Source organism: Streptococcus oralis (genome assembly GCF_023109315.1).
GTDB lineage: Bacteria > Bacillota > Bacilli > Lactobacillales > Streptococcaceae > Streptococcus > Streptococcus oralis_BS.
In genome coordinates, this window is sequence record NZ_JALDUF010000004.1 from 22,662 (window position 1) to 48,998 (window position 26,337).

At 42.6% G+C, this 26,337-nt stretch carries 25 protein-coding genes; 23 read left to right on the plus strand and 2 right to left on the minus strand.

The annotated features are described in order from the left end of the window. The first annotated feature begins 6 nt into the window (after positions 1 to 6). The 23 genes from M1F74_RS05905 to M1F74_RS06015 all read left to right on the plus strand — a co-directional run bounded on the left by M1F74_RS05905 (position 7) and on the right by M1F74_RS06015 (position 24,380). A complete protein-coding gene (locus M1F74_RS05905; protein ID WP_247946570.1) occupies positions 7 to 729 on the plus strand; it encodes a CoA transferase subunit A in 723 nt (240 codons plus the stop codon). A gap of 1 nt (position 730) precedes the next feature. After that, positions 731 to 1,384, plus strand: coding sequence for a 3-oxoacid CoA-transferase subunit B (locus M1F74_RS05910; RefSeq protein WP_000644730.1), 654 nt, complete (start codon positions 731 to 733; stop codon positions 1,382 to 1,384). A 194-nt stretch (positions 1,385 to 1,578) separates the two neighbouring features. Continuing rightward, a complete protein-coding gene (locus tag M1F74_RS05915; protein ID WP_000351428.1) occupies positions 1,579 to 2,487 on the plus strand; it encodes a LysR family transcriptional regulator in 909 nt (302 codons plus the stop codon). Positions 2,488 to 2,502: 15 nt separating this feature from the next. Beyond that, a complete protein-coding gene (locus tag M1F74_RS05920) occupies positions 2,503 to 3,615 on the plus strand; it encodes an acyl-CoA dehydrogenase family protein (protein WP_000221883.1) in 1,113 nt (370 codons plus the stop codon). A 3-nt stretch (positions 3,616 to 3,618) separates the two neighbouring features. After that, complete coding sequence (locus M1F74_RS05925) at positions 3,619 to 4,536, plus strand: MBL fold metallo-hydrolase (protein WP_033584696.1); 918 nt, start codon at positions 3,619 to 3,621, stop codon at positions 4,534 to 4,536. A gap of 64 nt (positions 4,537 to 4,600) precedes the next feature. Continuing rightward, positions 4,601 to 5,581: a nitronate monooxygenase gene (locus M1F74_RS05930; protein ID WP_256283325.1), complete on the plus strand. Its 981-nt coding sequence runs from the start codon at positions 4,601 to 4,603 to the stop codon at positions 5,579 to 5,581. A gap of 175 nt (positions 5,582 to 5,756) precedes the next feature. Next, positions 5,757 to 7,730, plus strand: a complete 1,974-nt coding sequence (locus tag M1F74_RS05935; protein ID WP_247946571.1) for a DHH family phosphoesterase — start codon at positions 5,757 to 5,759, stop codon at positions 7,728 to 7,730. Next, positions 7,727 to 8,179, plus strand: coding sequence for a 50S ribosomal protein L9 (gene rplI / locus M1F74_RS05940; RefSeq protein WP_000864201.1), 453 nt, complete (start codon positions 7,727 to 7,729; stop codon positions 8,177 to 8,179). The genes M1F74_RS05935 and rplI overlap by 4 nt, the downstream gene beginning before the upstream one ends. 43 nt (positions 8,180 to 8,222) lie before the next feature. Then, on the plus strand, positions 8,223 to 9,575 hold the full coding sequence (gene dnaB, locus M1F74_RS05945; RefSeq protein WP_000852476.1) for a replicative DNA helicase: 1,353 nt from the start codon (positions 8,223 to 8,225) through the stop codon (positions 9,573 to 9,575). A gap of 1 nt (position 9,576) precedes the next feature. Next, positions 9,577 to 9,852 (plus strand): Veg family protein, encoded by a 276-nt coding sequence (locus M1F74_RS05950; RefSeq protein ID WP_001278158.1) that lies wholly within the window; start codon positions 9,577 to 9,579, stop codon positions 9,850 to 9,852. 90 nt (positions 9,853 to 9,942) lie between these two features. Beyond that, entirely contained in the window at positions 9,943 to 11,052 is a 1,110-nt protein-coding gene (locus tag M1F74_RS05955) for a CHAP domain-containing protein (protein WP_000142556.1), read from the plus strand. 84 nt (positions 11,053 to 11,136) lie between these two features. Then, positions 11,137 to 13,770: a DNA polymerase I gene (gene polA, locus M1F74_RS05960; RefSeq protein WP_247946572.1), complete on the plus strand. Its 2,634-nt coding sequence runs from the start codon at positions 11,137 to 11,139 to the stop codon at positions 13,768 to 13,770. A gap of 278 nt (positions 13,771 to 14,048) precedes the next feature. Beyond that, entirely contained in the window at positions 14,049 to 14,339 is a 291-nt protein-coding gene (locus M1F74_RS05965; protein ID WP_002880743.1) for a thiamine-binding protein, read from the plus strand. Next, on the plus strand, positions 14,302 to 15,060 hold the full coding sequence (locus M1F74_RS05970; RefSeq protein WP_247946573.1) for an ABC transporter permease: 759 nt from the start codon (positions 14,302 to 14,304) through the stop codon (positions 15,058 to 15,060). The genes M1F74_RS05965 and M1F74_RS05970 overlap by 38 nt, the downstream gene beginning before the upstream one ends. A 35-nt stretch (positions 15,061 to 15,095) precedes the next feature. Continuing rightward, on the plus strand, positions 15,096 to 16,103 hold the full coding sequence (locus tag M1F74_RS05975; protein WP_044021580.1) for an ABC transporter substrate-binding protein: 1,008 nt from the start codon (positions 15,096 to 15,098) through the stop codon (positions 16,101 to 16,103). Next, positions 16,103 to 16,831, plus strand: a complete 729-nt coding sequence (locus M1F74_RS05980) for an ABC transporter ATP-binding protein (RefSeq protein ID WP_247946574.1) — start codon at positions 16,103 to 16,105, stop codon at positions 16,829 to 16,831. Before M1F74_RS05975 ends, M1F74_RS05980 begins: the two co-directional genes overlap by 1 nt. A gap of 118 nt (positions 16,832 to 16,949) precedes the next feature. Further along, complete coding sequence (locus M1F74_RS05985) at positions 16,950 to 17,408, plus strand: CtsR family transcriptional regulator (protein WP_247946575.1); 459 nt, start codon at positions 16,950 to 16,952, stop codon at positions 17,406 to 17,408. Position 17,409: 1 nt separating this feature from the next. Continuing rightward, on the plus strand, positions 17,410 to 19,842 hold the full coding sequence (locus M1F74_RS05990; RefSeq protein ID WP_247946576.1) for an ATP-dependent Clp protease ATP-binding subunit: 2,433 nt from the start codon (positions 17,410 to 17,412) through the stop codon (positions 19,840 to 19,842). Between the two features lie 145 nt (positions 19,843 to 19,987). Then, positions 19,988 to 21,046 carry an AAA family ATPase gene (locus M1F74_RS05995; protein WP_247946577.1) on the plus strand — a complete coding sequence of 353 codons (1,059 nt, stop codon included), beginning with the start codon at positions 19,988 to 19,990 and terminating at the stop codon, positions 21,044 to 21,046. A 9-nt stretch (positions 21,047 to 21,055) separates the two neighbouring features. Continuing rightward, positions 21,056 to 21,835 carry a nicotinamide riboside transporter PnuC gene (gene pnuC, locus M1F74_RS06000; RefSeq protein WP_000736883.1) on the plus strand — a complete coding sequence of 260 codons (780 nt, stop codon included), beginning with the start codon at positions 21,056 to 21,058 and terminating at the stop codon, positions 21,833 to 21,835. A 1-nt stretch (position 21,836) separates the two neighbouring features. After that, a complete protein-coding gene (locus M1F74_RS06005) occupies positions 21,837 to 22,610 on the plus strand; it encodes an NUDIX domain-containing protein (RefSeq protein ID WP_247946578.1) in 774 nt (257 codons plus the stop codon). 273 nt (positions 22,611 to 22,883) lie between these two features. Next, positions 22,884 to 23,567: a hypothetical protein gene (locus M1F74_RS06010; protein WP_247946579.1), complete on the plus strand. Its 684-nt coding sequence runs from the start codon at positions 22,884 to 22,886 to the stop codon at positions 23,565 to 23,567. Positions 23,568 to 23,693: 126 nt separating this feature from the next. Beyond that, positions 23,694 to 24,380 carry a YoaK family protein gene (locus M1F74_RS06015; protein ID WP_000764009.1) on the plus strand — a complete coding sequence of 229 codons (687 nt, stop codon included), beginning with the start codon at positions 23,694 to 23,696 and terminating at the stop codon, positions 24,378 to 24,380. A gap of 55 nt (positions 24,381 to 24,435) precedes the next feature. Here the strand turns inward: M1F74_RS06015 and dusB are convergent, their stop codons facing one another. Continuing rightward, positions 24,436 to 25,416, minus strand: a complete 981-nt coding sequence (dusB, locus tag M1F74_RS06020) for a tRNA dihydrouridine synthase DusB (RefSeq protein ID WP_247946580.1) — start codon at positions 25,414 to 25,416, stop codon at positions 24,436 to 24,438. Then, positions 25,403 to 26,275, minus strand: a complete 873-nt coding sequence (gene hslO / locus M1F74_RS06025) for an Hsp33 family molecular chaperone HslO (protein WP_096421489.1) — start codon at positions 26,273 to 26,275, stop codon at positions 25,403 to 25,405. The genes dusB and hslO overlap by 14 nt, the downstream gene beginning before the upstream one ends. Positions 26,276 to 26,337 lie beyond the last annotated feature (62 nt).

Below are 26,337 nucleotides of genomic sequence, written 5' to 3' on the forward strand. Positions count from 1 at the left end.
TAGGTTATGAAAGTTGTAACATTGTCTGAAGCTATTTCCTTGATCCATTCAGGAGATAAAGTTGGTATTTCTGGTTTTCTCGGAGTGGGAGAGCCACTTGAGTTAATTGAGGAACTGGTTCATCAAAACCAGCAAGATTTGACCTTGGTGTCTGTTGTAACCTCTCAACCCGGTAAGGAAGTTGGAGTTGGTCGACTTTGTGAAAACCATCAGGTTACAAAGTACATTGCAGCCCATGTAGGGACATCCGCTGCTGCTCAGCATGATTATTTCTCGGGAGCCATGAAAGTGGAGTTCACTCCGATGGGAACTGTCGTAGAACGCTTGCATGCTGCGGGCGCGGGCCTTGGAGCAGTCTTAACACCAACAGGTGTAGGAACAATTCTTGAAGATGAACACGAAAAAGTGACTCGAAATGGAAAAGAATATTTGATTTATGATCCATTGAAGATTGATGTTGCCTTGATTAAAGCTACAAAGGCGGATAAGTATGGCAACCTTTATCTGGATGGGACTACTAAAAACATCTCCCTTCAACTCGCTCTAGCAGCTGACACAGTTATTGTTGAGACAAACGAATTGGTTGAAGTCGGAGAAATTGATCCAAATGATATTTACATCCCTGGTATCCTAGTTGACTATGTCGTTCAAGGATTGACACCACAAGAGCATCATCAGATGATGGGAGATCTGTGGACAGAGACAAAGAAACTGGCGGGGGTGAAGTAAAATGAAAGCAAAAGAGATTATCGCAAGACGTGTAGCACTTGAATTTAAAGATGGAGATGTGGTCAATCTTGGTTTTGGGATTCCAAATGCCTCTGCTGATTACATTCCTGAAGGTGTAAATGTTATTTTACAGGCAGAAAATGGCGCCCTTCGATTTGGGGAAACACCTACCAAGGACAACTATAATGCCAATTTAGCGAACTCTGGTGGAGCTCCTATTACATTGTTGCCAGGAGCAGCCTTGTTTGATCTACAAACTTCCTTTGCCATTATTCGTGGTGGACACGTGGATGCAACCGTTCTTGGAGCTCTTGAAGTCAGCCAAGATGGTAGCATTGCCAACTGGATTATCCCAGGGAAATTTGCTCCTGGTATGGGTGGCGCAATGGACTTATTGGTAGGAGCTAAGCGCGTAATCGGGGCTATCCAACATACAACTGCTGATGGGGAATCTAAGTTGTTGAAAGAATGTACCTTGCCACTTTCAGCTAAAGGAGTATTGGATCTTGTCATCACAGAATTAGCTGTTTTTGGATTCAAAGATGGTAAATTCCTGTTGAAAGAGCTGGCTCCTGGTGTGACATTAGAAGAAGTTCTTGAAAAAACAGCTGGGGAAGTCATTGTCTCAGAAGACCTAAAAATAATGCCGATTTAAGCAAAAAAAGAGCTATTTTCTACTTAGTGTGTTATGATATAAACTAGATAGTATTGTAAGCGCTTTATATACAACGTTAAAATGAAGTATTCGAAATGTTATTTCGATAAAAAGTCAGTAGACAACTATCAAACACTAGAATAGTTGTCTAATTGACCTACTAAAATAGTGAAGGAAAGCTAGGTGATGGGTAAGTGGATATTATCCAAATGAACTATTTCATCAATATCATAGAATGCGGATGCAACCTTTCCATTGCTGCAAAGAAGATTCACATTAGTCAATCAGCCTTGAGTCAATTTGTGACAAATTTTGAAGCAGCTGAAGGGGTTCAATTATTCAATCGCAAGAATGGAAGATTAGAAAGTTTAACAGAGGCGGGACGCAAAATTTATCGTTATGCGACCGAGATTGTGAATCGACATGAAGAAATGCTTTCCATGATCCATATAGAAGCTCAAAAGCAAAAAGGCACCATTAATTTTGGTATTCCGTCCTTGATTTTACGAGTTTATTTTGCTAGTGCCTTGCCTCATTTTCTGAAAAATAATCCTCATATCCATATCCAGGTTACGGAAGGTGGAGGGAAGGAAATTCGTCAAAAAATGGTTGATGGAGATTTGAATCTCTCTATTCTGATAGAGCCTACGAGCCTGGATGCTAAAAAATATGAACAACATATCATTCAATTGGATGAATACGTTGCTTATATGGATAAGGATCATCCGCTGGCTCAGAAAAGCTTGTTGGAATGGTCTGATATTGCTGGTTATGAATTGGCAACCTTCAACAAAACATTTACGACTTATGATTTAGTGACAGAAAAACTTCGTTCACAACGAATTGAGGCTAAATTTGCTTATCTTTCCTCTACTTGGGACTTCCTAGTTGAATCAACTCATCAGACAGATTTGATTGCCCTTTTGCCAAGGCCGGTTGAATATTTTGTGGACAAGAGTCGTTTTAAGGCGGTTAGATTCAAGGATCCGATTCCATTTAATATTTGGTTTTGTAGACCCTATAAAAACTCCTACAATGAAGTAGAGTCTTATGTGTATGAAGAATTGTTGAAAGATTATTACCAACCGTTTTCTGACAACTAAGATGAGGTGAATGCGATGACCTATAATGACGTGCTGGCACGAGAATTGAAGGCAGATGTGAAAGTGTTGATTCGGGACTATCTTAAGTCTCATGAGGATGAACAACAGTTCCCTAGAGAATTGCTTTATCAGTTTATTGAGCAATTTGATATCTTTTCCTTGCTTTTAGATAGTCAAGATTCTGTTTTGAGAACCGAGTTTTTAACCTTTATTCGCTTGATTTCAAAAGATTTTCCTGCTTTTTCTGCTGTTCTACTAACTCAGGCATGTTATGGTATCTATCCTATTTTACGATATGGGAGTCAGGAACAAAAATCGCGTTATGTAGAACCATTAGTAAGGGGAGAAATCTTAGCTGGCTTGGGATTTTCTGAAGGAAAATTGATGGACAGCTTGGAGGTTATTGCAACAACTGCAAGGAAAACGGAAACAGGTTGGTCTTTAACTGGGAAGAAGTCAATTGTATCAAATTGCCGCTATACAGATATTTTGTTAATCTTAGCCAAGGTTCAGGAAGCTAACGGAGAAGATGGATACGGATTTTTCATTGTTGATACGACTCGACCGGGAGTTGCTTTTGGAGATGATATTGCAAAACCTGGTTTACAGGGTTTGCCTGTGAATTCGGTAACTTTTGATCAGGTCATATTGCCAGAAGATAGTCTGCTAGGATTGACGCTAAATGGGGAAACTCAGTTAAATGATATTATCAAAAAATTACAGCTAGGATTAAGCGCAATCTCTATTGGTATCTCTGAGGGAGCTTTTGAAACAGGTCTGGCTTTTGTAAAGGTCAAAAGAAGATTTGGGAAACCATTAATCGATGCGACAGTCTATCAACATCAATTCGCAGACTTGTATACTAAGCTGTGTGCGGCTGAATCTTACTTTGCTTCCTACAAGGATAGGATGAAGGCGGATTCTCTCTTTGTATCTCAGATAAAACTTTATACGACAAAAGTAGCAATTGAGATTTCTGAGGAAATTATTAGATTAATTGGACCTCTTCAAACCTTGGATGACATCCCCATAGACCGTTATCTAAAGGATGCCAAAACGATTGAAATCTATGGAAAATCTGGGGATTCGATTCGTAAAAGAATAGCAGCCCAATGGATAAAGGAGTAAAGCATGGCAGAACTCACCTTACAGGAATATCAATTTCATGATATGAAACTGACATGGCTACGTGGAGCCGATAAATTGACGGATGCAGGGACTCTTTTTGGTCCGGTTCCGAAAGTTGTGTGGTCTCGTTACTACCCAACAAATGATGCTAATATGATGGCAGAATTGACGGATCCTATTTTGATCCAGTACAAGGGTAAAAATTACTTGATAGATGCAAGTTTTGATACGGCAAAATTATCTGATAAACAAAGGCGCAACTTAGGAATCTTAACTGAAAGTCGGGTAGAAGAAAGTTTATCTCTTTTAGGACTATCGCCTGAAGATATTGACATCGTGCTGATGACACATATGCATCATGATCATTCTGGTGGCTTGACGCGTGTGAATGATCAAGGAGAGTTGGTTTCCAAGTATCCAAACGCCAAGATTATTGTGAATGATGTCGAATGGTATGAGATGAGAAACCCTAATAATCGAACACGAGGAACTTATCTGAGAGAGAATTGGGAACCGATTCAAGATCAGGTGACGACTTTCTCAGAGTATATCAATGTCATTCCAGAAATCCAAATGATTCACACAAGTGGTCACAGCAATGGCCACAGTATTATCTTGCTCAAACAGGGGAAAGATACGATGATCCATATGGGGGACTTGATGTTATCACATGTTCATCGAAATCCTCTCTGGGTTCCAGCAGTTGATGATTATCCTATGAAATCCATTTTAGCCAAAGAGAAATGGTTGCGTCAGGCTTTTGAGAATCATTACAAGTTTTTCTTTTATCATGATCAATTTTTCGCGGTGGTAGAGTTTGACAAGGATGGGAAGGAATTTGTAGATTATGTTCTACGTTCTCGCCCCCCACTTATTCCTTTTACAGATCAGCAGGATCGTAAGCCAGATTTTTTAGGATAACAGAATATGAGGAGACAAATGTAACATTTTCTTGTTGACGGGGATATTGGTGCACTATGCATCCATTTGCCAACAAGAATCAACAGAAAATAAAAGGAGGACTCATATGTCAATTACAAAACTTTTACAGATTCAATATCCAATTTTCCAAGGGGCCATGGCTCAAATCTCCCACTATCAACTAGCAGCAGCTGTTTCTGAGGCTGGAGGATTAGGAATTATTGCGTCAGGTGGTATGACTGGAGAGCAGTTGCGAGAAGAAATTCGTGAATTGAGAAAGTTGACAGATAAGCCTTTTGGTGTCAACATTATGTTGATGATGAAAAACATCAAGGATATTGTGACTGTTATCATCGAAGAAAAGGTTCCGGTGGTAACTACAGGTGCAGGAACACCTAAGCATATCATGCCTTACTTGAAAGAAGCAGGAATCAAGGTTATTCCAGTTATTGCCAGTGTCAAGCATGCTCAAAAAATGGAAGAATTGGGAGTTGATGCTGTAATCGCTGAGGGTTCAGAAGCTGGTGGGCATATCGGAGAGACCAATACAATGGCTCTTATCCCGCAAATCGTTGATGCGGTATCAATTCCGGTCATTGCTGCCGGAGGTGTGGCAGATGGCCGAGGGCTGGCTGCTGCGATTGCCCTAGGTGCACAAGGAGTTCAAATGGGAACAGTTTTTCTTGCTTCAGAAGAATGTCCAATTTCTCCAGCCTATAAAGAAGCTATTTTGGCGGCAAGTGATACAGCGACTGCGGTTACAGGTCGCATTGCGGGAGCGCCAGTTCGTTGTATTCGCAATGAGATGACAGATCACTATATTGAATTAGAGCAGAAAGGTACAAACCGAGAGGAACTGGAAGAAATTACGATCGGTTCCCTATCTAAGGCTGTCTATGAAGGTGATACAGTTCATGGTTCAATGATGAGCGGACAAATTGCAGGTTTGGTGAAAGACATCAAACCATGTAAGTCTATTTTAGAATCAATTGTGAAACAGGCGCAAGAGCGCCTACAAGACATTCGACTAGAATTAGGTGAATAATGTAATCTAGGCGGAAGATTCTGCACTGATGTGGAAAAAGGAGAGCGAGGAATTTGCTCTCCTTTTTTATGTATGGTTTCTTTAAGAGTATCTTACTATAATAAAAGCAGTGCTTTCTCTTTAAAGGTCGCTTTTTAAGGGCATTTGTGATATAATAATGCGCAAGAGGTTTAGAATGAAAAAAAATAATTTAACTCCGAATTCTGCGATTCTACTAGGGATTGCAACTTTCGGAACCTTAACAATGCTGATTATTTTTTCACAAAATAATGTTGTAACAATCAGTGTCTTGTTTTTATTTGTACTTCTTTATCTGCTTTTATTTGTCTGGCAAAAAAAACAGTATGAAAAGAGCGAAATTGAACAAATCCAATACGTAAATCATCAAGCTGAAAATAGCTTGAGTACTTTGCTTGATCAAATGCCGGTGGGAGTCCTGAAATTAGACTTATCTAGTGGCGAAGTGGAATGGTTTAATCCCTATGCTGAGCTGATTTTGACGAATGAAGAAGGGGAAATTGATGTTGAATTAATTCAAACCATCATCAAGGCTTCTGTTGGGAATCCTGGTTCGTATGCTACCTTGGGCGAAACACGGTATGCTGTTCATATGGACAAGGCTTCGGGTGTTTTGTATTTCTTTGATGTTTCTGGGGAGTACGAAGCGACTGTCGAATTGGTAACTAGTCGTCCAGTCATTGGGGTCATCTCAGTGGATAATTACGATGATTTGGAGGATGCGACGTCTGACTCTGATATCAGCCATATCAATAGCTTTGTAGCTAATTTTGTTTCAGAATTTGCTAGTAAGTATGCTATGTTTTCTCGCCGTGTGGGGATGGATCGTTTTTATTTATTCACAGATTACACAGTACTCGAGGAATTGATGAATGATAAATTCTCTGTTATTGATAGTTTCCGAGAAGAATCAAAACAGAGGCAACTGGCCCTAACCTTAAGTATGGGATTTTCTTATGGTGATGGAAATCATGAAGAGATAGGGAAAATTGCCTTGCTCAACTTGAACTTAGCAGAAGTTCGCGGTGGTGACCAGGTGGTGGTCAAGGAAAATAACGAAACCAAGAATCCTGTCTACTTTGGTGGAGGAACTGCTGCATCTATCAAACGTACTCGTACACGTACCAGAGCCATGATGACAGCCATTTCTGATAAGATTCGAAGTGTTGACCAAGTTTTTGTAGTCGGTCATAAAAATCTAGATATGGATGCTTTGGGCTCTGCTGTTGGTATGCAGTTGTTTGCAAGTAATATTATTGAGAACAGTTATGCTGTCTACGATGCAGACCATATGCCAGCAGATATCGAACGTGCTATTCAGTTCTTGAAGAAGGAAGATGTCACGAAACTTTTATCTCTTACAGATGCGATGAAGCTAGTTACAAACCGTTCATTATTGATTCTGGTGGATCATTCCAAGACGGCTTTAACCTTGTCAAAAGATTTTTATGATTTGTTTACTCAAACCATTGTTATTGACCATCATAGACGTGATCAGGATTTCCCTGAGAATGCAGTCATCACCTATATTGAAAGTGGAGCAAGTAGTGCGAGTGAGCTGGTCACAGAATTGATTCAGTTCCAAAATTCTAAGAAAAATCGTTTGAGTCGTATGCAGGCTAGCGTACTGATGGCTGGAATGATGCTGGATACCAAGAACTTTACATCTCGCGTAACGAGTCGGACCTTTGATGTGGCTAGCTACCTGAGAACACGTGGAAGCGATAGTATTGCTATCCAGGAGATTGCTGCGACAGATTTTGAGGAGTATCGTGAGGTAAATGAACTCATTTTACAAGGTCGTAAGCTAGCTTCAGATATCTTGATTGCCCAAGCTAAGGACTCAACCACTTATGACACCGTTGTTATCAGTAAGGCTGCCGATGCTATGCTGGCCATGTCCGGTATTGAGGCTAGTTTCGTTCTGGCAAAAAATACACAAGGATTTATCTCCATCTCGGCTCGAAGCCGTAGTAAAATCAATGTGCAACGCATTATGGAAGAGCTAGGTGGCGGAGGCCATTTTAATCTAGCGGCTGCGCAAATCGAGAATATGAATCTGTCAGAAGCAGGAGAAAAATTGACTAAACTAATCTTGGATGAACTAAAGGAAAAGGAGAAAGAAGAATGAAAGTAATCTTTTTAGCAGATGTTAAAGGAAAAGGAAAAAAGGGCGAAATCAAGGAAATGCCAACTGGCTATGCTCAAAACTTCCTGATTAAAAAGAATTTGGCCAAGGAAGCGACTGCTCAAGCAGTGGGCGAGTTGCGTGGTAAACAAAAATCAGAAGAAAAGGCTCATGCTGAAATGATTGCTGAAGCAAAAGCCATCAAGGCTAAGCTTGAAGCAGAAGAAACGGTTGTAGAGTTTGTTGAAAAGGTTGGACCAGATGGCCGTACATTTGGCTCCATCACTAACAAGAAAATTGCAGAAGAATTGCAAAAGCAATTTGGTATCAAGATTGACAAACGCAATATTCAAGTGCAAGCACCAATTCGAGCAGTAGGTTTGATTGATGTACCAGTGAAAATCTATCAAGATGTTACAAGTGTCATCAATCTTCGTGTAAAAGAAGGTTAAGTTTACAATTTCTTGACAAGATTGTAAAAGGAAGGAAAGTCGGATGGCAGAAGTAGAGGAACTGCGAGTTCAACCTCAGGATATTTTGGCAGAACAATCTGTTCTGGGGGCTATTTTTATAGATGAGAGTAAGCTCGTTTTTGTCCGAGAATACATTGATTCTCGTGACTTCTTTAAATATGCTCATCGGTTGATCTTCCAAGCGATGGTAGATTTGTCGGATCGTGGGGAAGCAATTGATGCGACGACAGTTCGGACGATTTTGGATAGCCAAGGGGATCTCCAAAATATTGGTGGCTTGTCTTACCTTGTCGAAATTGTCAACTCTGTACCAACTTCAGCCAATGCAGAATATTATGCTAAAATCGTAGCCGAAAAGGCTATGCTACGTCGCTTGATTTCCAAATTGACAGAGTCTGTCAACCAAGCCTATGAGGCTTCTAAGCCTGCAGATGAAATCATCGCTCAGGCTGAAAAGGGACTCATAGATGTTAGCGAAAATGCCAATCGTAGTGGGTTCAAGAACATCCGAGATATTCTAAATATCAACTTTGGGAACCTAGAAGTTCGGTCACAACAAACAACGGATATCACGGGTATTGCAACGGGTTATCGAGATTTGGACCATATGACGACAGGTCTCCATGAGGAGGAGCTAATTATCCTAGCGGCGCGACCAGCGGTTGGTAAGACGGCCTTTGCTTTGAACATTGCGCAGAACATTGGGACTAAGTTGGACAAGACGGTAGCTATCTTTTCACTGGAAATGGGTGCGGAAAGTCTAGTAGACCGGATGCTAGCGGCCGAAGGCTTGGTGGAGTCTCATTCTATCCGTACGGGTCAATTGACTGATGAGGAGTGGCAAAAGTATACTATTGCCCAAGGAAATCTAGCCAACGCGAGTATCTATATTGATGATACACCAGGGATTCGAATCACGGAAATTCGCTCCCGTTCACGCAAACTAGCTCAAGAAACGGGCAATCTAGGATTGATTTTGATCGACTACCTACAGCTTATCACAGGGACTGGTCGTGAGAACCGCCAACAAGAAGTTTCTGAAATTTCTCGTCAGTTGAAAATTCTTGCTAAGGAATTGAAAGTTCCAGTCATTGCTCTTAGTCAGTTATCTCGTGGAGTGGAACAGCGGCAGGATAAGAGACCAGTCTTGTCTGATATTCGTGAATCGGGTTCTATCGAGCAGGATGCAGATATCGTAGCCTTTCTATACCGTGACGACTACTACGATCGTGCGGGTGAAGAAGAGGAAGGAATTCCAAATAATAAGGTTGAGGTTATCATCGAGAAAAACCGTAGTGGAGCTCGTGGAACAGTGGAATTGATTTTCCAAAAAGAATACAATAAATTTTCAAGTATCTCAAAGAGGGAGGCATAAGATGTCAGATGCATTTTCAGATGTAGCCAAGATGAAAAAAATCAAAGAAGAGATCAAGGCGCATGAGGGACAAGTCGTTGAAATGACTTTGGAGAATGGCCGTAAGCGCCAAAAAAATCGATTGGGTAAGCTAATTGAGGTTTATCCATCTCTATTTATCGTTGAATTTGGGGATGTTGAGGGAGACAAACAAGTCAATGTCTATGTTGAATCCTTCACCTACTCAGATATCTTGACAGAGAAGAATTTGATTCGCTATCTAGACCAAGAATCCTAAAATGAAGTGAGCTTTGCTCACTTTTTTCTTTTTCTCCCGAATAGTATAAAGGAGGGTAACCTCGGAAATTTATATTATTAAGGAGAATGAATGACGTTTTTTAAATCAGGAGTTAAGAAGAGTAGATGTGCTCAATTGAGTGTAGGACTGGCTACATTGTTGGTTACGAGTGCTTTTTTGTTTGGTGGAGAATCGGTTCAGGCCAACAGTGTAGCGCGTGGAGATGACTATCCGCTTCACTACAAAAATGGTAGTGTTGAAATCGATCAGTGGCGGATGTATTCTCGCCAGTGTACGTCTTTTGCGGCCTTTCGTTTGAGTAGTGTAAATGGCTTTGAAATTCCACCTGCCTACGGAAATGCGAATGAATGGGGACATCGTGCAAGGCGAGAAGGCTACCGTGTGGATACTAAGCCAGAAGTTGGGGCCATTGCTTGGTCGACAGAAGGTTATTATGGGCACGTGGCCTGGGTATCAAATGTATCAGGGGATACGATTGAGATCGAAGAGTATAATTATGGGGTTCGAGAAAAGTATAACCGTCGAAAAGTCAGGGCTAGTTCGATGACAGGTTTTATTCATTTCAGGGATTTATCTGCCAGCCATAGTGCGGGTGAGAATGCTCGTAGCCCAGAACTTCCGTCTAGTGGGACAATAGTATTCACGGGGAAATCGCCTATTATGGACCAACCGTCACGTACAGGACAGGTTATTGACTACTATTATGCTGGTGAGAGTGTGAGTTATGATCAAGTTCTTGAAAAGGATGGTTATAAGTGGCTCGGTTATTTGTCTTATAGCGGTTCTAGAAGATATGTGCAGTATGCAGAGCTAAGCAATACAGAAAAGGGCTGGAAAAAAGAAGGAGGGAGTTGGTATTACCGAGAGAATGGGAAACTCGCAACTGGTTGGAAGAAAATAAATGGCAGTTGGTATCACTTTAAAGACAATGGAACCATGTCAACAGGTTGGGTGAAGGATAGTTCGCATTGGTACTATCTAAAGGCATCAGGGGAGATGCAGACGGGATGGCTCAAGGAAAATGGAACATGGTATTATTTGGAGAGTTCAGGGGCTATGAAGTCTAGCCAGTGGTTCCAGGTAGGAGGAAAGTCTTATTACGTCAATGCTTCGGGGGCTTTAGCAGTGAATACTACTGTAGATGGCTATCGAGTGGATAGTAATGGAGCTAGAATCTAGAAAGAATATAAAAAAGAGGGCTTCACTACCATTTGCCTATTCTTTCCGATGGTATTTTTCCTTGCTTTCCTTTATAATGGGTGTATGGACAAGAAAAAATTATTATTAATTGATGGATCTTCTGTTGCCTTTCGAGCTTTTTTTGCGCTCTATCAACAGCTGGATCGATTTAAAAATGCTAATGGTCTTCATACCAATGCAATCTATGGCTTTCAACTTATGTTGAATCATGTCTTGGAGCGAGTTGAACCCAGCCATGTTTTGGTAGCTTTTGATGCAGGTAAGACGACTTTCCGAACAGAGATGTATGCAGACTACAAGGGGGGGCGTGCTAAAACTCCAGATGAGTTTCGTGAGCAATTTCCCTTCATTCGTGAGTTGCTAGATCATCTTGGGATTCGCCACTATGAGTTGGCCCAGTATGAAGCAGATGATATCATCGGAACCTTAGGTCGCTTGGCTGAGAAGGATTCTTTTGAAGTGACTATTGTCAGCGGAGACAAGGACTTGATCCAGTTGACGGATGAGCATACAGTGGTTGAGATTTCCAAGAAAGGTGTGGCTGAGTTTGAGGCCTTTACACCAGATTACCTTATGGAAAAGATGGGCATTACCCCAGCTCAGTTCATTGATCTTAAGGCTCTTATGGGGGATAAGTCTGATAATATCCCTGGTGTCACGAAAATCGGTGAAAAGACGGGTATCAAGCTCTTGCTAGAACACGGTTCGTTAGAGGGTATTTATGAAAATATTGATGGGATGAAGGCTTCTAAGATGAAGGAAAATCTCATCAATGACAAGGAACAAGCCTTTTTGTCTAAAACCTTGGCGACCATTGAGACTCAGGCACCAATTGAGATTGGACTAGATGATTTGGTCTATAATGGCCCAGATGTGGAAAATCTCGGAAAATTCTACGATGAGATGGGCTTCAAACAGCTTAAACAAGCTTTAAATGTTTCGTCGACGGATGCGCCTGAGAGTTTAGACTTCACTATCGTTGACCAAGTGAAGGAGGATATGCTGAGCGCAGACTCCATCTTCCACTTTGAACTTTTTGGTGAGAATTACCATACAGATGCCTTGGTTGGTTTTGCCTGGTTCTGTGGAGATAAGCTTTACGCTACAGACAAACTTGAGCTCTTGCAGGAGCCGATTCTCAAGGATTTTCTAGAAAAAACACCTCTGAAAGTGTATGATTTTAAGAAAGCGAAGGTTCTTTTAAATCGTTTGGGCTTGAATTTGCAGGCCCCTGCTTTTGACAGCCGTTTGGCCAAATACCTCCTCTCTACTGTCGAGAACAATGAAATTTCAACCATTGCGAATCTCTATGGCCAAACTTATTTGGCTGATGATGAGATTTTCTACGGTAAGGGGGTCAAGAAAGCTATCCCTGAGAGAGAGAAATTCTTGGAGCATTTGGCTCGCAAGGTTGCAGTATTGGTTGAAACAGAGCCGGTTTTACTCGAAAAACTCAGTGAACATGGACAGTTAGATCTCCTCTATGACATGGAGCAACCTCTGGCTTTTGTCCTTGCCAAGATGGAAATCGCTGGGATCAAGGTCCAAAAAGAAACCCTGCTTGAGATGCAGGCTGAAAATGAGGTCGTCATTGAGCAACTCACTCAAGAGATTTACGAACTGGCTGGTGAGGAGTTTAATATCAACTCGCCTAAGCAGTTAGGCGTCCTTCTCTTTGAAAAACTGGGTCTTCCTCTAGAGTACACCAAGAAAACCAAGACAGGTTACTCGACAGCCGTGGATGTGCTAGAGCGTCTGGCTCCTATTGCACCGATTGTCAAAAAAATTCTAGACTACCGTCAGATTGCTAAGATTCAATCTACCTATGTAATTGGCTTGCAGGATTGGATTTTAGATGATGGCAAGATCCACACGCGCTATGTGCAAGATTTGACTCAGACCGGACGTCTGTCTAGTGTAGATCCAAACTTGCAAAATATCCCTGTTCGCTTGGAACAAGGTCGTCTCATTCGTAAGGCTTTTGTGCCAGAGTGGGAGGATAGTGTCCTTCTTAGCTCCGACTATTCACAGATTGAGTTGCGCGTTTTGGCGCATATCTCTAAGGATGAGCACTTAATCAAGGCCTTCCAAGAGGGAGCAGATATCCATACTTCGACAGCTATGCGTGTCTTTGAAATTGAACGTCCTGAGGATGTGACGCCAAACGACCGTCGCAATGCCAAGGCTGTCAACTTTGGAGTGGTTTACGGGATTTCAGATTTTGGTTTGGCGAACAATCTTGGTATTAGTCGTAAGAAGGCCAAAGCCTACATTGATACCTACTTTGAGCGTTTTCCTGGGATTAAAAACTATATGGAAGAAGTGGTGCGTGAAGCGCGTGATAAGGGCTATGTAGAGACTCTCTTCAAGCGTCGTCGTGAGTTACCCGATATCAATTCGCGTAACTTTAACATTCGTGGTTTTGCAGAGCGGACAGCTATCAACTCGCCTATCCAGGGTTCGGCGGCGGATATTCTCAAAATTGCTATGATTCAGCTAGACAAAGCTCTAGTTGAGGGTGATTATCAGACCAAGATGCTCTTGCAAGTGCATGATGAAATCGTCCTTGAGGTTCCGAAATCAGAACTAGCAGCCGTCAAAGCTCTGGTGAAACAAACCATGGAAGAAGCCATCCAGCTCAGTGTTCCCCTCATCGCTGATGAGAATGAAGGAGCAACCTGGTACGAGGCTAAATAAGAAAGTTATGAAAGAGAGTTTGAAGCATTTGCCTTCAAACTCTTTTTCATGGTTTTCTGTAAGCAGTTTCCTTGACTTTTCCTTGTATTTGCGTTACTATATTTCCATATAAGATATGGGAGTCTGTGTACAGTCTGAGAGGAAGTGTTAAACTTCGACCGCACCTGATCTGGGTAATGCCAGCGTAGGGAACGATACTTAGCCGAATTCTGCACCTTTTCCATATATGGAAGGGGTTTTCTTTTTGTCAAAAGGAAACCTGAGAAAAGGAGGTTTTTATGAAAGCAAGCATTGCCTTGCAAGTCTTGCCCCTATCACAGGGGATTGATCGAATTGCTATTATCGATCAAGTGATTGCTTATCTGCAAGCTCAGTCCGTGACCATGGTGGTGACACCCTTTGAAACGGTCTTGGAAGGGGAGTTGGATGAGCTCATGCGTATTCTTAAAGAAGCGCTAGAAGTGGCAGGGCAGGAGGCAGATAATGTCTTTGCCAATGTCAAAATAAATGTAGGAGAGATTTTAAGCATCGATGACAAACTTGAAAAGTATACTGAGACGACACATTAGTCTATTGGGTTTTCTAGGAGTCTTGTCAATCTGGCAGTTAGCGGGAATATTCAAACTTTTACCCAAGTTTATCCTGCCAACTCCTTTTGAAATTCTCCAGGCCTTTGCTCGTGACAGAGAATTTCTCTGGCACCATAGCTGGGCGACATTGAGAGTGGCTTTGCTAGGTCTAGTCTTAGGAGTCTTGATTGCCTGTCTGATGGCAGTGCTTATGGACAGTTTAACTTGGCTCAATGATCTTATCTATCCCATGATGGTGGTTATCCAGACCATTCCGACCATTGCCATAGCGCCTATCTTGGTCTTGTGGCTAGGCTATGGAATTTTGCCTAAGATTGTCTTGATAATCCTGACAACAACCTTCCCTATTATCGTCAGCATTTTGGACGGATTTAGGAATTGTGACAAGGATATGCTGACCTTGTTTAGTCTGATGCGAGCAAACCCTTGGCAAATCCTGTGGCATTTTAAAATCCCTGTCAGCCTGCCCTACTTTTATGCAGGTCTGAGGGTCAGTGTCTCCTACGCCTTTATCACAACTGTGGTGTCTGAGTGGTTGGGAGGTTTTGAAGGACTTGGTGTTTATATGATTCAGTCTAAAAAACTGTTTCAGTATGATACCATGTTTGCCATTATTATTCTGGTGTCGATTATCAGCCTTTTGGGTATGAAATTGGTCGATGTTAGTGAAAAATATGTGATTAAATGGAAACGTACTTAATAGAGCGTTTTAGAAAAAGAAAAGAGGAAATGAAAATGAAGAAAACATGGAAAGTGTTTTTAACGCTTGTGACAGCTCTTGTAGCTGTCGTGCTGGTGGCTTGTGGTCAAGGGACTGCTTCTAAGGACAATAAAGAAGCAGAACTCAAGAAGATTGACTTTATCCTAGACTGGACGCCAAATACTAACCACACAGGGCTGTATGTTGCCAAGGAAAAAGGTTATTTCAAAGAAGCTGGAGTGGATGTTGATTTGAAATTGCCACCAGAAGAAAGCTCGTCTGACTTGGTGATCAATGGCAAGGCACCATTTGCTATCTATTTCCAAGACTACATGGCTAAGAAATTGGAAAAAGGGGCAGGAATCACTGCCGTTGCCGCTATCGTAGAGCACAATACATCAGGAATCATCTCTCGTAAATCTGACAATGTCAGCAGTCCAAAGGACTTGGTTGGGAAGAAATACGGTACTTGGAATGACCCAACGGAGCTAGCTATGTTGAAAACATTAGTAGAATCACAAGGTGGAGACTTTGAGAAGGTCGAAAAAGTACCAAACAACGACTCAAACTCAATCACACCGATTGCCAATGGTGTCTTTGACACTGCTTGGATCTACTACGGTTGGGACGGTATCCTTGCCAAATCTCAAGGTGTAGACGCTAACTTTATGTACTTGAAAGACTATGTCAAGGAGTTTGACTACTACTCACCCGTTATCATCGCAAACAACGACTATCTGAAAGACAACAAGGAAGAAGCTCGTAAAGTCATCCAAGCTATTAAAAAAGGCTACCAATATGCCATGGAACACCCAGAAGAAGCTGCAGATATCCTCATCAAGAATGCACCTGAACTCAAGGAAAAACGTGACTTTGTTATCGAATCTCAAAAATACTTGTCAAAAGAATACGCAAGTGACAAGGAAAAATGGGGACAATTTGACGCTGACCGCTGGAATGCCTTCTACAAATGGGATAAAGAGAATGGTATCCTTAAAGAAGACTTGACTGACAAGGGCTTCACTAACGAATTTGTAAAATAATGACAGAAATTAGACTCGAACATGTAAGCTATGCCTACGATGATGAAAAGATTTTAGAGGATATTAACCTGCAGGTGACTTCGGGTGAAGTGGTTTCTATCCTAGGACCAAGTGGTGTTGGAAAGACCACCCTCTTTAATCTGATTGCTGGGATTTTAGAAGTCCAGTATGGGCGAATTGTCCTTGATGGCGAGGAAAATCCCAAGGGGCGCGTGAGTTATATGCTGCAAAAGGATCTCCTCTTGGAGCACAAGACGGTTCTTGGCAATATCATCCTGCCACTCTTGATTCAAAAGGTGGATAAGGCGGAAGCCATTGCCCGAGCGGATGACATCCTTGCGACCTTCCAGCTGACTGCTATACGAGATAAGTATCCTTATGAACTCAGTGGTGGGATGCGCCAGCGTGTAGCCTTGCTTCGTACCTACCTTTTCGGGCACAAGCTCTTTCTCTTGGATGAGGCCTTTAGCGCCTTGGATGAGATGACCAAGATGGAACTCCACGCTTGGTATCTGGAGATTCACAAACAGCTGCAGCTGACGACCCTCATCATCACGCATAGTATTGAAGAGGCCCTCAATCTCAGTGACCGCATCTATATCTTGAAAAATCGTCCCGGGCAGATTGTCTCAGAAATTAAACTAGATTGGTCTGAAGACGAGGACAAGGAAGTCCAAAAGATTGCCTATAAACGTCAAATATTAGCAGAATTGGGATTAGATAAGTAGAAAAATAGGGAGTTGGTGAAGATTATCCTTTACCAGCGCCCTTTTTCTTTAAAAAATGAGAAAATTTCGGTATAATAGTCAAAGATAGTCAAGGTTCAAAGAAGGAGTTTGATTTACTATGAGATTTAAAAATACATCAGATCATATCGAAGCCTATATCAAGGCGATTTTAGACCAGTCTGGTATCGTGGAATTGCAGCGGAGTCAGTTGGCGGATACCTTTCAGGTTGTACCGAGTCAGATCAACTATGTCATCAAGACACGTTTTACTGAAAGCAGAGGTTACTTGGTTGAGAGCAAGCGTGGTGGCGGAGGCTACATTCGCATAGGGCGTATTGAGTTTTCCAGTCATCATGAGATGCTCCGCGATTTGCTTTACTCGATTGGTGAGCGAGTTAGTCAGGAGGTCTATGAGGATATTCTCCAGCTTTTGGTGGAGCAGGACTTGATGACCAAGCAGGAAATGACCTTGCTGACTTCAGTGGCAACGGATCGTGTCCTAGGGGAAGAATCTTCAGTTGTCCGTGCCAATATGCTCCGACAGCTATTACAAGAGGTAGATAGAAAAGAGAAGTAAGATGAACTATTCAAAAGCATTGAATGAATGTATCGAAAGTGCCTACATGGTTGCGAGCCATTTTAGAGCTCGTTACCTAGAGTCTTGGCATTTATTGATTGCCATGTCCAATCACAGTTACAGTGTGGCAGGTGCAACTCTAAATGATTATCCTTATGAAATGGATCGTTTAGAAGAGGTTGCGTTGGAGCTGACTGAAACGGTCTATAGCCAAGACGAAACCTTTACAGAATTGCCCTTTTCCCATCGTTTGGAGGTTCTCTTTGCAGAAGCAGAGTATGTTGCCTCAGTGGTCCACGCAAAGGTGCTAGGGACAGAGCATATCCTCTATGCAATCTTGCATGACGGCAATGCCTTGGCAACTCGCATCTTGGAGAGAGCAGGCTTCTCTTATGAAGACAAGAAAGATCAGGTCAGAATTGCCGCTCTTCGTCGCAATCTAGAAGAGCGTGCTGGCTGGACTAGAGAAGATCTCAAGGCTTTGCGTCAACGCCATCGCACAGTAACTGACAAGCAAAATTCCATGGCCAATATGATGGGCATGCCTCAAGCTCAAAGTGGCGGTCTCGAGGACTATACGCATGATTTGACAGAGCAAGCGCGTTCTGGCAAGTTAGAGCCAGTTATCGGTCGTGACAAGGAAATCTCGCGTATGATTCAAATCTTGAGCCGTAAAACCAAGAACAATCCTGTCTTGGTTGGAGATGCTGGTGTCGGGAAAACAGCTCTGGCACTTGGTCTTGCCCAGCGTATTGCTAGTGGGGACGTACCAGCTGAAATGGCAAAGATGCGTGTTCTAGAGCTTGATTTGATGAATGTCGTTGCAGGGACACGTTTCCGTGGTGACTTTGAAGAACGTATGAACAATATCATCAAGGATATCGAGGAAGACGGCAAAGTAATCCTCTTTATCGATGAACTTCACACCATCATGGGTTCTGGTAGCGGTATTGATTCGACTCTGGATGCAGCCAATATCTTGAAGCCAGCCTTAGCTCGTGGAACTTTGAGAACGGTTGGTGCAACCACTCAGGAAGAATACCAAAAACACATCGAAAAAGATGCAGCCCTTTCTCGTCGTTTTGCCAAAGTGACGATTGATGAGCCAAGTCTAGCTGATAGCATGACCATTTTGCAAGGTTTGAAGGCTACCTATGAGAAACACCACCGTGTGCAAATCACAGATGAAGCTGTTGAAACAGCTGTCAAGATGGCACATCGTTACTTGACCAGTCGTCACTTACCAGACTCTGCCATTGATCTTTTGGACGAAGCGGCAGCAACAGTGCAAAACAAATCCAAGCATGTGAAAGCAGACGAATCCGGCTTGAGTCCAGCTGACAAGGCCCTGATGGATGGCAAGTGGAAACAAGCGGCCCAGTTAATCGCAAAAGAGCAGGAAGTCCCTGTCTATAAAGACTTGGTAACAGAATCTGATATTTTGACCACCTTGAGCCGCTTGTCAGGTATCCCAGTCCAAAAACTGACCCAGACTGATGCCAAGAAATACCTGAACTTGGAAGCGGAACTGCACAAACGTGTCATCGGTCAAGATCAAGCTGTTTCAAGTATTAGCCGTGCGATTCGCCGCAACCAGTCAGGTATTCGCAGTCACAAGCGTCCGATTGGTTCCTTTATGTTCCTAGGGCCGACAGGAGTCGGTAAGACCGAATTGGCCAAGGCCTTGGCAGAAGTTCTCTTTGATGACGAATCAGCCCTTATCCGCTTTGATATGAGTGAGTATATGGAGAAATTCGCAGCCAGCCGTCTCAATGGAGCTCCTCCGGGCTATGTGGGCTACGAAGAAGGGGGGGAGTTGACTGAGAAGGTTCGCAATAAACCTTACTCAGTACTTCTCTTTGACGAGGTAGAGAAGGCCCACCCAGACATCTTTAATGTCCTCTTGCAAGTCTTGGACGACGGTGTCTTGACTGATAGCAAGGGGCGCAAGGTGGACTTTTCAAATACCATTATCATCATGACGTCAAACCTCGGTGCGACAGCCCTTCGTGATGATAAGACTGTCGGTTTTGGGGCCAAGGACATTCGTTTTGACCAAGAAAATATGGAAAAACGAATCTTTGAAGAGTTGAAAAAAGCTTATCGACCTGAATTTATTAACCGTATTGATGAAAAGGTGGTCTTCCATAGCTTGGATAGCGAACACATGCAGGAAATTGTCAAGATCATGGTTAAACCATTGATTGCTAGCCTGGCAGAGAAGGGCATCGACTTGAAACTACAAGCTTCGGCACTGAAGTTGCTAGCTAGCCACGGTTACAATCCAGAAATGGGAGCTCGTCCACTTCGTAGAACACTGCAAACAGAAGTGGAAGACAAGTTGGCAGAACTCCTCCTTAAGGGAGAACTGGTAGCAGGAAGAATCCTCAAGATCGGTGTCAAAGCAGGCCAGTTAAAATTTGATATTGCTTAAAAATAGAGAGTCAGGAGCAATCCTGATTCTTTTTTTCTACTTTTTTATAAAAAATGATAAAAAACTATTGACAAAACAAAAATATAGTATATAATAAAAACATATAAAACAAAAATATTAAAAATTATAAAAAGGTAAAAGGTTTATGAAAAAGAAAACAGCAGTGGTATTTGGGACCTTTGCCCCTCTCCATCAGGGACATATCGATCTGATCCAGCGAGCGAAGCGTCAGTGTGATCAGGTCTGGGTAGTCGTTTCAGGCTATGAGGGAGACAGAGGGGAGCAGATAGGCTTAACTCTTCAAAAAAGATTTCGCTATATCCGAGAGGCTTTTCGTGATGACGAATTGACCTCTGTCTGCAAGCTGGACGAGACCAACCTTCCCCGTTACCCTATGGGCTGGCAGGAGTGGTTGGATCAGATGTTATCGGAGATTTCCTATGATGAAAACCAGCAAGAACTGATCTTTTTTGTGGGAGAACGTGACTACCAGCAAGAATTATCTAATCGTGGATTTGAGACTGTTTTGCAAGAAAGAAAGTTTGGTATCTCAGCGACTATGATTCGAGAAAATCCAAGCAAATATTGGAAATACATCGCACAACCCTTCCGTCGTCAGTTTACCAAGAAAGTGTTGATTATGGGAAGTGCTAGCAATGGGAAGACCACTCTGGCCAAGGATTTGGCAAGGTATTACGATGCGCCGGTCAGCCTGGAATACGCGCGTGAGTACCAGATCAAAAACAATGTCCGCGACGATGAATTGACTCCAAAGGATTACTACTATCTCCTTTTAGGGCAGTATGACCAGACCTCAAAACTAATCGATAGCAATGCCAATCGAGGCCTAGTGATAGCCGATACCAACTCCTTGGTAACCAAGGGCTACTATGACTATTACATGGAGACTGAGGACCAAAGGGACTTATCAGGGGAGACATTTGACAATCTCTTTGCCTCCATCTTGGCCAAGGAAAAATGGGATTTGATTCTCTTTGTGCAGCCTGTTGGCTCCTATGTCAATGACGGATTTAGAGATATGACCATGGCAGAAGACCACATTCGCTACAGTTTTTCCCAGCATTTGGATCAGATGAGGGAGCTATACTTAACGACCATTCCTTTAGTTTATCTAGCGGAGGATTACCTAGGTAATTATGAAGCAGCAAAAGTGGCTATTGATGCCATTTACCAAGCAGATTAGGAGAAAATTATGAAAAAACTAACCGAAAAAATCACACAATTTATCGAAAACTTTAAAAATGTCCATGAAGAAGCCCGCAAGATCGGTTTTGCAGGGATCATGCGCCTGCTCTGGAAAGATCTCTTTGTCGGCCGTAGCCTTTTCCAGTGGTTGTATCTCATCGCCTTGTCAAGTGTTCCCTTGATCTTAGAGTTCACGCAAAATACGGAAAGTCATGACTGGCTGAGCTTGTTTGCATCCTGGACTGGGATTGTCTGTGTTATCTTGGTAGCAGAAGGTCGTGCAAGCAATTATCTCTTTGGGACCATTAACTCGGCTATCTACTTGATCTTGGCCATGAATGCGACTTTTTACGGAGAAGTTTTGACGACTGTTTACTTCTTTGTCATGCAGCCGATTGGTCTCTATGCTTGGCTGTCCAATCGTATCAATGACCAAGGAAAACCAGAAGAATCCCACTTTGAAGCTAAGAAATTATCTGTTCTTGACTGGCTCAAGTACTTGGTCTTGACTGCCATTATCTGGATTGGTATGGGCTTTGCTTACCAAAGTATCCATAGTGCTCGCCCTTTCCGTGATAGTGTTACCGATGCGACCAATGGTGTTGGTCAGCTCTTGATGACACGTCTTTACCGCGAGCAATGGATTTTCTGGATTGCAACCAATCTCTTTAGTATCTACCTCTGGTGGGGTGAAAATATTCACATCCAAGGGATGTACTGGGTTTACACACTGAACAGTCTAGTGGGTTGGTACCAATGGACTAAGGCAGTTCGAAAGGAGGCATAAGATGGCAGATACGATGATTCCAGCCGGGATGACGGAAAAAGAATATTATGAAATCCATGCCAGTCAGGAGGAGTTTTTAGACTGGTACTACAAGCAGGAACTCCCTCAATATGAAAAACCAAGTGTGACGGTGGATATGGTAGCCTACTGCTTTGTCGAAGGAAAGATCAAGCTCCTGCTGATCCGTCGCAAGGCCCACCCTTATCAGAACTGTTTAGCCTTAGTTGGAGGTTTTATGGATAAGGGAGAAGACGCTGCACATGCCTGTCAGCGCGAGGTGAGAGAAGAAGTCAATCTCGATCTACCTTTGGAGAAAATCGAGCAATTGATGACGGTATCGACCCCCGGTCGTGATCCACGGGGCTGGACAGTGACCATTGCCCACTTAGTGTACTTACCTAGTCGTGCCTTAGACCTCGTTCAGGCAGGTGACGATGCCAAGGATGTCGTTTTCGTAGATGTCGATTTTCAGACGGGCAAATGCTTCCTAGAGGGAGTAGAGCTGGAGGAGCAAGCCTTCGCCTTTGACCATTATGCCATTATCCAAGAATCCATCAAACGAATCCAAGGCCGTCTCGATTGGAACCCGACCTTCCTTTATCTGTTGGAGGAAGAGTTCACTGTCTATGAAGGGACTGAACTGGTCAATCTCATCAACCCCGGTCACCCAATCGTCAGCAATAACTTTCTCGTAAAATACGGAGAATATGTAGAAGAAGTCGGACTCAAACGAGTACCTAAAAAGAAACCAAGAAAAACCTATCGATTGAAATAAAAAGTAAGGCCGGGACAAAGTTTCCGACCTCTTTATTTATCATCATTTTTATGAATGGCTATCTTTCTTAGAATTACACAAGAGCGATGCAAAAAATAGGACTCTAATCTAAAAAATTTCCTATTTTTTCGTTTCGATTACGAATTGAAATAGTGGAGGGAACAATTTTTAAAATAGGTTCTCTAAATAGTTGACAGATTCAAGGCCTAATGTTACAATTATATTACAAAAAGATTTCATAATATTTCAAAAGTATTACAAAGGAGTGGAAAGATGAAAAAGAAAACCTATATCAAATTGATGGCAGCGACTGTATTGGCTTCTACCTTGCTACTGGGAGCTTGTGGAAATAAAAACGAAACCACTCAAACTAGTAGCTCTGCAAAAACAAGTCAATCATCAAGTTCTAAAGCGGCTTCTTCTAGCAAAGAAAGCAAGACTCAAAAATCTTCAAGCTCAGCTTCATCTGAAAAGGCTCAGGCATCTTCTGGTCAGTCTTCTACAACGACAGATCAGTCACAAGCGAAACCGGCACCTGAATCAAGACAAGAGCAAGCAGCTCCTAGTCAACAAGCCCCTTCTCAAGCTCCATCAACTCAGCAAGGCTCTCAAGCCCAGTCTAACCAGTCAGGCTATGATCCAACAACTGATCGCAAACTTCAAGACAAGCAAGCAGAACATAACAAACGCTACAAGGGAGTTTTAACCATGGTCGATGGTGATTTCTCAGCAGCTGCAGGCAATTGGAAGGGAGCGAATGGCGAAACTATTACGGTTTCATCAGGGGGCCAATTTACAGTAGAAACTGCAGATGGAAAGAAAGAAAACTATTCTATTAGAGGCTACTCTTACACTCTTGATGACGGCAAGTATAATGCCAAAGTCGGTGGAGGAAAAATCATCCAAATTACAACAGGTGCGGATGGTAAAGTTTCAAGCGTTGCCTTGATTCAATAATAAAATTTGGTGTTTTAACTCTTACTAGAAATCGTTCTGCAAAAGAGTGAGTCAACTGTTTTTCACTTAGTTTCTCCAAGAGAAAGTGGTATAATAAAAAAATCAAAGGAAAACGAGTGATAATACATGGCGGATAAATTAATCTTACCTCAAAACACACGATTGATGGGAGTATTTCTTGGATTTGTAGGTGGTTCTTTGGATGTGTTTTGCCATATTCAATACCATAGTTTGGTAGCAACACAGACAGGGAATATTCTCCTATTGATATCTGATTGGCACGACTCAAATGTTATCAATACAATGCTACGATTCTGCTCCATTATTTTCTTTTCTCTAGGATTTCTGTTTGCATTGCACATGAAAGAATACCGCAAAACGGCCTACTGGCGGGTTAAGATGCTGCTCCCTTTATTTATTGGAACTCTTATTCTACCTTTCTTTTCACGATTTCCTCTATTAGAAGTTCCTTTCATCGCTTTTGGAACAGGAATGATGATGCTAACATTTACGGGCAGTTTGATTGAAGATCATCCCTATGTCATTTTTATGACGTCTGGAAATTACCGAAAGATGCTGACCGCTTTGTATCGCATTGCTAGAAGAGAAGGAAATATCCAAGAATACCGTCGTCAGGCCTTAAATTATGGGATTGTTGTGGGAAGTTTCGTAGTGGGCGCAATCAGCTTGGCTGTATTGATGCATTTTCTTCATGAATGGTCTATATGGATTGTCAGCCTCAATTTGTTTTTAATTATGTCCTATTATATAGCTAGAGTGAAGCAATTAGATTTACAAGATGAAAATATATAAAAACGGCAAGACTCATTTTTGAGCTTTGCCGTTTTTGTGAGTTGTAGATGTGAGACTATGCTTTGTCTAATTGCAAGAGGGCTTCAATCTCTGCAAGAGTGCTAGCTTGTGAAATGGCTCCACGAAGTTTAGCAGCGCCAGATGTTCCCCGGAGATAGTGAGGAGCGAGGCCGCGGAATTCACGGACTGCAATTTTTTCTCCTTTGAGGCTAATCAAGCGTTTTAAGTGTTCGTAGGCGATTTTCATCTTATCTTCAAAGGTCAAATCAGGAAGGATTTCTCCTGTTTCAAAGTAATGATTGATTTGATTGAAGAGGTAGGGATTTCCCATGGCTGCGCGGCCAATCATAACTGCGTCAGCACCAACTTCTTTGATGCGTTGTTTAGCGTCTTGAACCGTACGGATGTCACCGTTGGCGATAAATGGAATCTTGGTCAAAGCTTGAGCGACCTTGTGAAGGGTCTCAAGGTCAGCGTGACCAGTATACATTTGCTCACGGGTACGACCGTGCATAGCAAGGGCAGAGACACCAGCAGCCTCAGCGGCGAGAGCATTTTCCACGGCTAGGGATGGATCAGACCAGCCGGTGCGCATTTTGACAGTAAGGGGGATATCAAGGACAGATTGGACCTTGTTGATAATAGAGTAGATTTTGTCTGGATCCTTGAGCCACATAGCGCCAGCTTCGTTTTTCACGATTTTGTTAACTGGGCATCCCATGTTGATATCGACGATATCAGTCTTGGTATTTTCTTGGATGAATTCTGCTGCGCGTGCTAGGCTGTCTTCATCGCTACCAAAAAGTTGGATAGAGACAGGGTTTTCGCCTTCATCGATATGAAGCATGTGCAAGGTTTTTTCGTTGTTGTATTGGATTCCCTTGTCAGAGACCATTTCCATGACAACGAGTCCAGCTCCGAGCTCTTTTGCGATGGTACGAAAGGCTGAGTTGGTGACGCCAGCCATAGGCGCTAAAACGGTACGATTGGGAATCTCAACATTGCCAATCATAAAAGGTGTATTAAGATTTGTCACGAATGAGTTCCTCCAGGTCGTTTTCATCAAAGTTGTAAGTTGTTTGGCAGAATTGACAAGTGATTTCTGCCCCGTGGTCTTCCTCTTTCATTTCCTCTAAGTCTGAGCTTGGAAGGCTGGCAAGAGCATCCATAAAGCGGTCTTTGCTGCAGTCACATTGAAAACGGATTTCTTCTTCGGAAAGGCGTTTGTAGGATTCGTCGCCGTAGATAGCCTTGAGAAGGGCTTCGATATGGTCGTCGCTTTCTAGAAGAGTTGAAATGGCTGGCATTTCTTGGATGCGTTTCTCAAAGCGAGCAATCTCTTCTTCCTTGGCCCCTGGCAATACTTGGAGAAGGAAGCCACCTGCGACTTTGACCTTGTCGTCTTTATCCAAAAGAACATTGAGGCCGACGGCTGAAGGAGTTTGTTGACTTTCGGTCAGGTAGTAGGCTAAGTCTTCACCGATTTCTCCAGAGATGAGAGGAGTCATGGAGTTGTAAGGATTTCCAGTACCATAGTCTGTGATAACGAGGAATTGACCGTTTCCAACAAAAGGTCCGACTAGGACTTCACCTGTTGCGGTCTTTTTGATGTCAACACCTGGATTTTGAACGTAGCCTTTGACATTTCCCTTGGTATCTGCGACCGTGATGATGGCACCGAGAGAGCTCGTTCCAAGAACTTTTACAGTAATCTTGGTATTTCCTTTTTCATTGGCTGCGAGAATTTGGCTAGCGATAAGGGCACGACCAAGTGCAACAGTTGAACTGGCTTGAGTTTGATGTTTTTCTTGAGCAGTGCGGACGGTTTCTGTGCTGTCAAGGACAAAAGCACGAAAGGCTCCGCTTTCTGATATAGTTTTAATAATTTTATCCATAGCTACTATTTTAGCATAAAAATGCCCAAAGGGGGAGCCGTGTGTTTGCTGTCATTCTTTAA